The sequence below is a fragment of the Alcanivorax sp. HI0044 genome (genome assembly GCF_001634945.1).
The window spans coordinates 1-1213 of the sequence record NZ_LWEZ01001508.1 but is presented as its reverse complement, the minus strand read 5'-3'; the positions used below and the strand labels follow the sequence as shown (position 1 = coordinate 1213).

Annotated in this window: 1 pseudogene; it reads left to right on the top strand. The window is 56.7% G+C overall.

What is annotated here, in order from left to right:
- Positions 1-1021, top strand: a pseudogene (locus A3730_RS32105) (hypothetical protein); the annotation flags it as partial.
- Positions 1022-1213 lie beyond the last annotated feature (192 nt).

Genomic DNA, 1213 nt, shown 5'->3' with positions numbered 1-1213 from the left:
TACGTCTACTGCCGAGAACACCACCACGGTTATCGAGCCGGCAGAAACCGAAAGTGATATCGATCAGGATGGCATGCCGGACAGCAGTGATGATGATATTGATGGCGATGGCCTGCTCAATGAACAGGACAGTGCTCCCTATAATCCGGACCGCGACGGTGATGGTGTTGTCGATGGTGAAGATGCCTTCCCGGATGATCCGGCCGAAATCACAGACAGTGATAGCGACGGTGTTGGCGATAACAGCGACGCTTTTCCCCAGGACCCCAGCGAGACAGTAGATTCCGACGGTGATGGTGTTGGGGATAACGGTGATGCTTTCCCACAAGACCCATCCGAGTCACTGGATAGTGATGAAGATGGCGTCGGCGATAATATGGACGCGTTTCCGAATGACCCCACCGAAACCGTGGATAGCGATAACGATGGTGTCGGCGACAATGGCGATGTGTTCCCGAACGACCCCGAAGAAACCACAGATACGGATGAAGACGGAGTGGGCGACAACGGGGATGCCTTCCCCGAGGATCCCAACGAAACGATTGATTCCGACAATGACGGCGTGGGTGACAACAGCGACGCCTTTCCCAATGACGGTACGGAAACCTCGGATAGCGATGAGGATGGTGTCGGCGATAACAGCGATGTCTTCCCGGACGACCCGGCTGAAACGGTGGATAGCGATGCCGATGGAGTGGGTGACAATGGGGATGCATTCCCCAATGACCCCAACGAAACACTGGACAGCGACGGCGATGGTACCGGGGATAATGCTGACGACTTTCCCAATGATCCGGATGAAGCCGTTGANAGTGATGGGGACGGTGTAGGCGATAACGCGGACGCCTTCCCCAATGACGCGACTGAAAGTGTCGATGCAGATGGTGATGGTTATGGTGCCGATACCGCTGACCCGGACGACGCCGACCCCTGTAATCCGGATCCAAATGCCACGGCCTGTGGAGGCCCCGCGCCCGCCGTCTGGAATGAGTTCAACTGGGATGAAGCCAACTGGCAGTGAGGCCGTTGGTAAAAGCACAAAACCTAATGAGGGTAAGAGACATGAAAAAAGTAATTCTGACAGGCCTCACCGCAGCGGTATTGAGCGCCAATGCCATGGCCGGTGATGTGACTGGCTACACCGCCCCGCTGTCCGGCCAGGCGGCTACCGCGGCTGGTGTCGATGCCAACTTTCAGGCCCTGATCACGGCCA